Here is a 7,860-nt window from a genome sequence, read left to right as displayed (position 1 = left end):
GGCTTCTTGCCGACTGACCTCGGTCCCGGTGCCGTGAGGATGTGGGCCGGCGGCGGGGGGGGGGGGCGGCGGCCCGCGGGACCCGCGCCCCCGGCGGGGGGGCCCCCCCCCCGGCCGCCCCCCCCCACGGCTCCTCCGAGAAGGATCTCTGTCCAACCGGGACCGCCCCTTCACCCCTTCAGCGGGGCGTGCGGAGCGCACCACGGGGGCACGGGGAGGCGTGAGCGCGGGGCATGGCAGTCTTAGCATTGCGTAACTGGAAATGACGTACATGGGTTCGGGCGAGGAGCGGTCTCAGTGCAGCGCTGGCGTGGCTTGGAGGACATCCCCCAGGACTGGGGGCGCAGCGTCGTCACCATCGGCTCCTACGACGGCGTGCACCGCGGGCATCAGCTCATCATCGGGCGGGCTGTCGAGCGGGCGCGTGAGCTGGGCGTACCGTCGGTCGTGGTGACCTTCGACCCGCATCCCAGCGAGGTCGTGCGCCCCGGCAGTCACCCGCCCCTGCTTGCCCCGCACCACCGGCGCGCGGAGCTGATGGCGGGGCTTGGCGTGGACGCGCTGCTGATCCTGCCGTTCACGCTGGAGTTCTCGAAACTGTCGCCCGCCGATTTCATCGTGAAGGTGCTTGTCGACAAGTTGCACGCCCGCGCCGTCATCGAGGGCCCGAACTTCCGCTTCGGGCACAAGGCGGCCGGCAATGTCGCCGTCCTCTCCGACCTGGGCGCGTCCTACGACTACGAGGTCGAGGTCGTCGACCTGTACGTGAGCGGTGCGGCGGGCGGCGGCGACCCCTTCTCCTCCACCTTGACCCGCCGCCTTGTCGCCGCGGGCGACGTCGAGGGCGCCGGGGAGATCCTGGGCCGGCCGCACCGTGTCGAGGGCGTGGTGGTGCGCGGCGCGCAGCGTGGACGCGAACTCGGCTTCCCGACGGCCAATGTGGAGACCCTGCCGCACACGGCGATCCCCGCCGACGGCGTCTACGCGGGGTGGCTCACGGCCGACGGCGAGCGGATGCCCGCAGCGATCTCTGTGGGCACGAACCCACAGTTCGAGGGTGTCGACCGGAGCGTCGAGGCGTACGCGATCGACCGGGTGGGCCTGGATCTGTACGGGCTCCACGTCGCGGTCGACTTCCTGTCGTACGTGCGTGGCATGCAGAAGTTCGAGTCCATCGAGGCGTTGCTCGACGCCATGGGCGACGACGTGAAGCGCGCACGGGCCCTGACGGAGTCGTACGACGCGTCGTAGCACCGTACGAGCCCTCTGCGCCGCCGCGAGGCCGTCCCGCCCGGCCGCGCGCGCAGGGCGCCCTGTGCCGCCGCCCCGTACGGCGCGGCGGCGCGCCCGTGACGTCGCCCGGTGACACCCGGTCGGCCCGGTCATCCCGCGCCGCGCCGCGCCGTCGCGACGTGGCAGGCCACTTGCGCTCCGGAACCGCCCGTCAGCACCGGCAGTGGCGCCGTACGGCAGCGGTCCGCGACACCCGCGCGCTCCGCCGCGCCCGACGCGAGCACCTGGCACCGCGCGTGGAAGCGGCACCCCTCCGGGATCCGGGACGGGTCCGGCGGCTCGCCCGTGAGGACGACCGGGGCGCCGTCCGACTCCGGCAGCACGGAGAGCAGCGCCTGCGTGTACGGGTGTTGAGGCGCCGTCAGGACATCCTCGACAGGGCCGGTCTCCACGATCCGGCCGAGATACATCACGGCCACCCGGTCCGCGATGTTCCAGGCGAGTCCCAGATCGTGCGTCACGACCAGTGCGGAGAGCCCGAGTTCGTCGCGCAGTGAGAGCAGCAGTGCCAGGATCTCGCCCCGTACGGAGGCGTCCAGGGACGCCACCGGCTCGTCCGCGACGATCAGTTCCGGCTTCAGTACCAGCGCGCCCGCGATGACGACACGCTGGCGCTGCCCGCCCGACAGCTCGTGCGGGTAGCGGAGGAAGAAGCGCTCGGGCGGCCGCAGCCCCGCGCGCGACAGCGCCTCCGCGACGGCTCCACGCTCGTCACCCGGGTAGCCGTGGATGCGCAGGCCCTCGGCGACCGCGTCGTACACCGTGTGGCGCGGGTTGAGTGACCCGCTCGGGTCCTGGAGCACGAGCTGGACACGCTTGCGGTACGCCTTGAGGGCGCGCGAACCGTACCCGAGCGGCTCCCCGGCGAAGGTGATCCCGCCGGTCGTGGGCGGGACCAGACCGAGCAGCGAGCGCGCCAAAGTGGTCTTGCCGCAGCCGGACTCGCCGACCAGGGCGACGATCTCCCCGGGGGCGATGTCGAGGTCCACCCCGTCGACGGCGCGGGCGGGCGCGGCACCGCGCCGCCCCTGGAAGGTCACGCTCAGCCCGGCGGCGGAGAGCAGCGACGACGGCGGCGGGGGTGCCGACGGCGCGGGGGAGGTCGTCATGGCTGGCTCCTGGAGGAATGGCCGTCCGGAGGCCGTACGGACCACTGGGGCGCGTTGCCGGACCGTACGACGCGTGGTGCGTGGTGCTTACGAAGGCGTGCCGCATACGAAGGGGACGCCGCCCGGCGGGGCGTCCGGGCCGTGCGGTGCGGGTACGTTTCGTCCCGGCAGTACGTCGCGCCGTGAACGCCCCGTATGCCGCGCAGGTACAGGGCGACGCACACACGGCCAACGGGGCGCCCGGTAGCGCGGCGTACGGGGCGGCGCCGCGCTACCGGCCGACCGCGCGGCGCCGGCCGCGTCGACCGTGGTCGTCGCCGCGCCGCGCGGCGGCGTACGGCGCCCGCCGTCACGGCGGTGGCTCCGGTGCGCCCGCCGCGATCGCTGCGTCCGCCCGTACGCACGCCACGCGCCGCCCGGGGCCCACGTCGCGCAGCGCCTGGTCGTCATGGGCACAGGCGTCCAGCGCGACGGGGCAGCGCGGATGGAACGTACAGCCGGACGGCAGAGCCGCCGGGTCCGGTGGGTCGCCGGGCAGCCCGCGCGGCGCACGGCGCGACGCGAGGTCCCCGATCCGGGGGAAGGCGGCCGAGAGGGCGCGGCCGTAGGGGTGCTCCGCCGCGTCGTACACGCCCCGGGCGGGGCCCTCCTCGACGATGCGTCCCGCGTACATCACGGCGAGCCGGTCGCACGTGTCCGCCAGCACGGCTAGGTCATGGCTGATCATCAGCAGGCTGATGTTCTGTTCGGCGACGAGTTGTTCGATCAGCCGCAGGATCTGCGCCTGGATCATCACGTCGAGCGCGGTGGTCGGCTCGTCCGCGACGATCAGGCGTGGATCGCAGGCGAGCGCCATCGCGATCATGACGCGTTGGCGCTGGCCGCCGGACAGCTCGTGCGGATACGCGTCCGCGCGGGCTGCCGAGAGGCCGACCTGTTCCAGCAGCTCGGCGGCGCGCGCCCGCGCGGCGCCGGGGGTGGCGCGCCCGTGCAGCAGTAACGGTTCAGCGATCTGGTCGCCGACCCGGTGCACCGCGTTGAGCGAGTGCATCGCGCCCTGGAAGACGATCGACGCGCCCGCCCACCGTACGGCGCGCAGCCGGCCCCACTTCATGGTGAGGACGTCCTCACCGTCGAGCAGGATCTCCCCTGAAAGCCTCGCCGCGGGCGGCAGCAGCCGGAGCAGCGCCAGGGCCAGCGTGGACTTGCCGCACCCCGACTCGCCCGCGATGCCCAGCTTGCTGCCGGACTCGACGGTCAGGTCGACGCCCCGTACGGCGGGCACGGCGGCGGGCCCCGTGCCGTACGTCACCCGCAGGTTCCTGACCTCCAGCAGGCTGACGGCGCCTCCTGCGCCCGCCCGCGGTGTCACGTCGGACGTGGTGGTCAACGGGTAACCCCCAGTTTCGGATTGAGTACGGCCTCGATCGCACGGCCGCAGAGCGTGAAGGCGAGCGCGACGAACGCGATCGCGATGCCGGGCGGCGCCAGGTACCACCAGTGCCCCGATGACACCGCGCCCGCCTCACGCGCGTCCTGGAGCATGCCGCCCCACGAGATGATGATCGGGTCGCCGAGGCCGAGGAAGGCGAGCGTCGCCTCCGTCAGGATGGCGCTGGAGATGCCCAGCGTCGTCTGGGCGAGGACCAGGGGCATCACATTCGGCAGTACGTGGCGCGTCATGACATGGCGGTGGCCTCCGCCGAGCGCGCGGGCGCGTTCGATGTACGGGCGGGATTCGACGGCGATCGTCTGTGCGCGGACCAGCCGCGCCGTCGTCGGCCAGCTCGTGACGCCGATCGCGAGGATCACCGTCCAGATGGACCGGGACATCACCGTCGCCAGCACGATGGCCAGCACGAGGGTCGGCATCACCAGGAACCAGTCCGTGATCCGCATGACCACGGTGGCGAACCAGCCGCCGTAGTGCCCGGCGACGACACCGACCAGCGTGCCGATGGCCACCGAGAGCACGGCGGCCAGCAGACCGACCGTCAGCGAGACCCGTGAACCCCAGATCAGCAGGCCCAGCAGCGACCGGCCGAACTGGTCCGTGCCGAGCGGGAACTCGCCGCTGGGCCCCTCCAGGGCCGTCCCCGGCGCATCCGTCACGCTCGCCACGTCACCGCTCACGAGCAACGGCGCGAGAAGGGCGAGCAGCGCGATGAGGGCGAGCCCCGCGAGGCCGAAGAGCCCCGCCCGGTGCGTACGGTACTGCGCCCAGAAGCGGGCCACCGAGCCGCGCCGCCGGGCCCGGGCGAGCGCGGCCGCGGACGGCCCCGCACCCGACGGCGCGGCGCCCGACGGCCCTTCGCCGTACGGCGCGGCGGGATCGGACGACGAGGACGACCCGGGCGACCCGGAAGACCCGGGCGGGCCAGGCGGCGTCGGCGGGGTCTTCTCCAGAGTCATCGGCCCACCCGGGGATCGAGGAGCGGATACAACAGGTCGGCGAGAAGGTTCATCAGGATCATCGCGCCCGCGAAGACGACGAACAGCCCCTGGACCAGCGGCAGGTCCGGCACGCTCAGTGCCGAGTAGAACAGCCCTCCCAGCCCTGGCCAGGAGAACACCGTCTCCACGAGGATCGAACCGGCGGCCACATGACCCAGATTGATGAAGACCATCGTGATGGTGGGCAGCATCGCGTTGGGCACCGCGTGCCGGCGGCGTACCAGGTCGTCGCGCAGCCCCTTGGCGCGCGCCGTTGTCAAATAGTCGCTGCCCATCTCGTCCAGCAACGAGGACCGCATGACGAGCAGCGTCTGCGCGTAGCCGACCGCGACCAGCGTGGCCACCGGCAGCACCATGTGGTGCGCCACGTCCACGACGTACGCGAGGCCGGTCGTGTCACCCGACTCCATGCCGCCGGTGGGGAACATGCCGGGGATCGGCCCTATACCCACCGAGAAGAAGATGATCAGCAGCAGTCCGAGCCAGAAGGCGGGCACGGACCACAGGGTGAGTGCCACGCCGGTGTTGAGCCGGTCGCCGAGGCTGCCGTTGCGCCACGCGGAGCGCGTACCGAGCCAGAGCCCGAGCGCCGAGTAGATCACCACGGCGACGCCCGTGAGCAGCAGCGTCGCGGGCAGCTTCTGGACGATCAGCTCCCCCACCGGCGCGTGGAACTGGTACGAGCTGCCCAGATCGCCGGTGAGCGCCTTGGCGCAGTAGTCGGTGAACTGCTGCCACAGCGGCAGATCCATACCGAACTGGCGGCGCAGCGTCGCCAGCTGCTCCGCGGATGTCGGAACCCCGTGGGTCATCGCCTTGACCGGGTCTCCGGGGATGACCCGGAAGAGGAAGAAGCTGGTGACGAGAACGGCGAAGAGCGACACCAGCGCCCCGCCCAGCTTCCCCGCCACATAGAGCGGATACGCGGTCCCGGTGCCCGAGGCCGCGCGGGCGGCGGGGCCGGACGGCCCGGTCCCGACCGGGCCGTCCCCCGCGGCGTCCCGCGCCGTACCGGGCGTGCTCGCGGCGCTCACGGGCTATTCACGGTCTTCCGCGGTGGAGCGGCGCCGCAGCACGAAGAAGCCTCCGAGCGCCGCGGCGATCACCACGACGGCGCCGATCCCGATCAGCACACCGTTCGAGGCCGAGGAGGATCCTGTGGAGCCGCTGTCGTCGGCCGGCGCCGCGGACCACCAGCTCCAGTAGCCGTCCTGGCCCCAGATGTTCCCGGCGGCCTCCGGCATGGTCGTGATCGACTTGATCTGGTCGGTGCGGTACGCCTCGACCGCGTTCGGATACGCCATGACGTTCATGTACCCGGTGTCGTAAAGCCGTGACTCCATCTGCTGGACGAGATCCGCCCGCTTGGCGGTGTCGTACTCCGATGACTGCTGCGCGTACAGGTCGTCGAACTTCTTGTCGCACATGAAGTTGTCGGTCGCGCCGCTGTCCTTCGGCGTGGCGGGCAGCGCCCCGCAGGTGTGGATGGAGAGGACGAAGTCGGGGTCGGGGTTGACGGACCAGCCGTCGAAGGCGAGGTCGTAGTCACCGGCCATCCAGGGGTCGGAGACGTTGTCGAGGCACTCGACCTTGAGTCCGATGCCGAGCGCGCCCCACCACTCCTGGAGGTACTTGCCGATCGACTTGTCGTTCGGGTCGGTGGCGTGGCAGAGGATCCGGAGGTCGAGCGGTTTGCCGTCCTTGCCCAGACGCTTGCCGGCGCCGTTCTTCCGGTAGCCGGCGGCGTCGAGTGTCTTCGCCGCCGCGGCCGGGTCGTACGCGATCTTCTGGCTGTCCGAAGGCTGCCAGAAGTACGAGGCGAAGCGCGGCGGGATGTACCCCTGGCCCTCGACCGCGTACCCCTGGAAGACCTTGTCGATGATCGTTCCGCGGTCCACGGCCTGGAAGAGCGCCTTGCGCACCGCGGGGTCGAGCAGCGCGGGGTTCCCGTTGCCGAACTTCTGTCCGTCCTTCGACCGCGCGCCCGGGTTGGTCGCGAGTGCGTAGAAGCGCCGGCCAGGGGCGTTGTTCACCTTGATGTCCTTGGCGCTCTTCAGCGCCGTGGCCTGGGCCGGGGTCAGGTTGGAGGCGAAGGACACCTCGCCCTTCTGGAGCGCCGCGACGGCCGCGTCCCCGTCCTTGTAGTACTTGAACACCAGTTCGTCGAACTTGGGGGCGCCGCGCCAGAAGTCCTTGTTGGGCTTGAGCTTGACGTACTGGTCGACCTTGTAGTCCGTGATGACGAACGGACCGTTGCCGACGATCGGGAAGGTCTTGTCGTTGTTGAACTTCGAGAAGTCGCCGACCTTCTCCCAGATGTGCTTCGGCACGATCGGCACGTCCAGCGCCGTCATGGTCGCCTGGGGCTTCTTCAGCTTGACGACCAGCGTGGCGGGGTCGGGCGCCGTGACCTTGTCGAAGTTGGCGGTGAAGCTGCCGTTGGCGGTGGCGGCGTTCGGGTCCGTCATCATCTTGTTGAACGTCCAGGCGGCGTCCTCGGACGTCGCCTTCTGTCCGTCGGACCACTTCGAGTCCCCACGGATGGTGAACGTCCACGTCAACTTGTCGGCGGACGGCTTCCACGCGGTGGCGAAGCCGGGCACCGGATGGGCGTCCTTGGGGTCGTAGTTGACGAGGTACTCGTACGCCAGCCGGTGGATGCTGGTGCTGGTCAGCCGCTGCGCCAGGAACGGGCTGAGCGAGTCGACGCTCTGGCTGACCGCGACGGTGAGCACGTTCTTGCCGTCCGCGGCCCGGGCCTGCTGCGGCGCCGGGAGCAGTGGGCCGAGCGGGACCACAGAGCCGGCCACCAGCGCGGCGGAGACGGCGACGGAGGTCAGGAGGTGACGTGGGCGGGGACGGCGGCGCTGCCGTACGGGGCGGGGTTCGGGCCGGTGCGCGGGCCGGGGTGCGGCCTGCCGCGGCGTACGCGGCGGAACTCTTTCGACCATGGGACGGTGACCTCGTGTTGTCGCTCGCACGGAGAAGCCGGGTTGATGCTGGT

The 7,860-nt window shown here is 71.5% G+C and carries 6 protein-coding genes; 1 reads left to right on the top strand and 5 read right to left on the bottom strand.

Annotation, left to right across the window (positions count from 1 at the left end; translation table 11 throughout):
* Nucleotides 1–297: 297 nt before the first annotated feature.
* Nucleotides 298–1,251: a bifunctional riboflavin kinase/FAD synthetase gene (locus ACFXPL_RS26805; RefSeq protein WP_384924311.1), complete on the top strand. Its 954-nt coding sequence runs from the start codon at nucleotides 298–300 to the stop codon at nucleotides 1,249–1,251.
* Nucleotides 1,252–1,382: 131 nt separating this feature from the next.
* Here ACFXPL_RS26805 and ACFXPL_RS26800 read toward each other — a convergent pair whose 3' ends face one another.
* The 5 genes from ACFXPL_RS26800 to ACFXPL_RS26780 all read right to left on the bottom strand — a co-directional run bounded on the left by ACFXPL_RS26800 (nucleotide 1,383) and on the right by ACFXPL_RS26780 (nucleotide 7,807).
* A complete protein-coding gene (locus ACFXPL_RS26800) occupies nucleotides 1,383–2,402 on the bottom strand; it encodes an ABC transporter ATP-binding protein (RefSeq protein ID WP_384924309.1) in 1,020 nt (339 codons plus the stop codon).
* A 349-nt stretch (nucleotides 2,403–2,751) separates the two neighbouring features.
* Nucleotides 2,752–3,792, bottom strand: a complete 1,041-nt coding sequence (locus ACFXPL_RS26795; protein ID WP_384924307.1) for an ABC transporter ATP-binding protein — start codon at nucleotides 3,790–3,792, stop codon at nucleotides 2,752–2,754.
* Nucleotides 3,789–4,814: an ABC transporter permease gene (locus ACFXPL_RS26790; protein WP_384924305.1), complete on the bottom strand. Its 1,026-nt coding sequence runs from the start codon at nucleotides 4,812–4,814 to the stop codon at nucleotides 3,789–3,791. Before ACFXPL_RS26790 ends, ACFXPL_RS26795 begins: the two co-directional genes overlap by 4 nt.
* Complete coding sequence (locus ACFXPL_RS26785) at nucleotides 4,811–5,890, bottom strand: ABC transporter permease (protein ID WP_384924303.1); 1,080 nt, start codon at nucleotides 5,888–5,890, stop codon at nucleotides 4,811–4,813. Before ACFXPL_RS26785 ends, ACFXPL_RS26790 begins: the two co-directional genes overlap by 4 nt.
* A gap of 3 nt (nucleotides 5,891–5,893) precedes the next feature.
* Nucleotides 5,894–7,807: an ABC transporter substrate-binding protein gene (locus ACFXPL_RS26780; protein WP_384924301.1), complete on the bottom strand. Its 1,914-nt coding sequence runs from the start codon at nucleotides 7,805–7,807 to the stop codon at nucleotides 5,894–5,896.
* Between the last annotated feature and the right edge of the window lie 53 nt (nucleotides 7,808–7,860).

The organism is Streptomyces sp. NPDC059092 (assembly GCF_042756365.1).
Taxonomy (GTDB): Bacteria; Actinomycetota; Actinomycetes; order Streptomycetales; family Streptomycetaceae; genus Streptomyces.
Note: the sequence above shows the minus strand (reverse complement) of the source record. Positions and strands in the feature narration are given on the sequence as shown.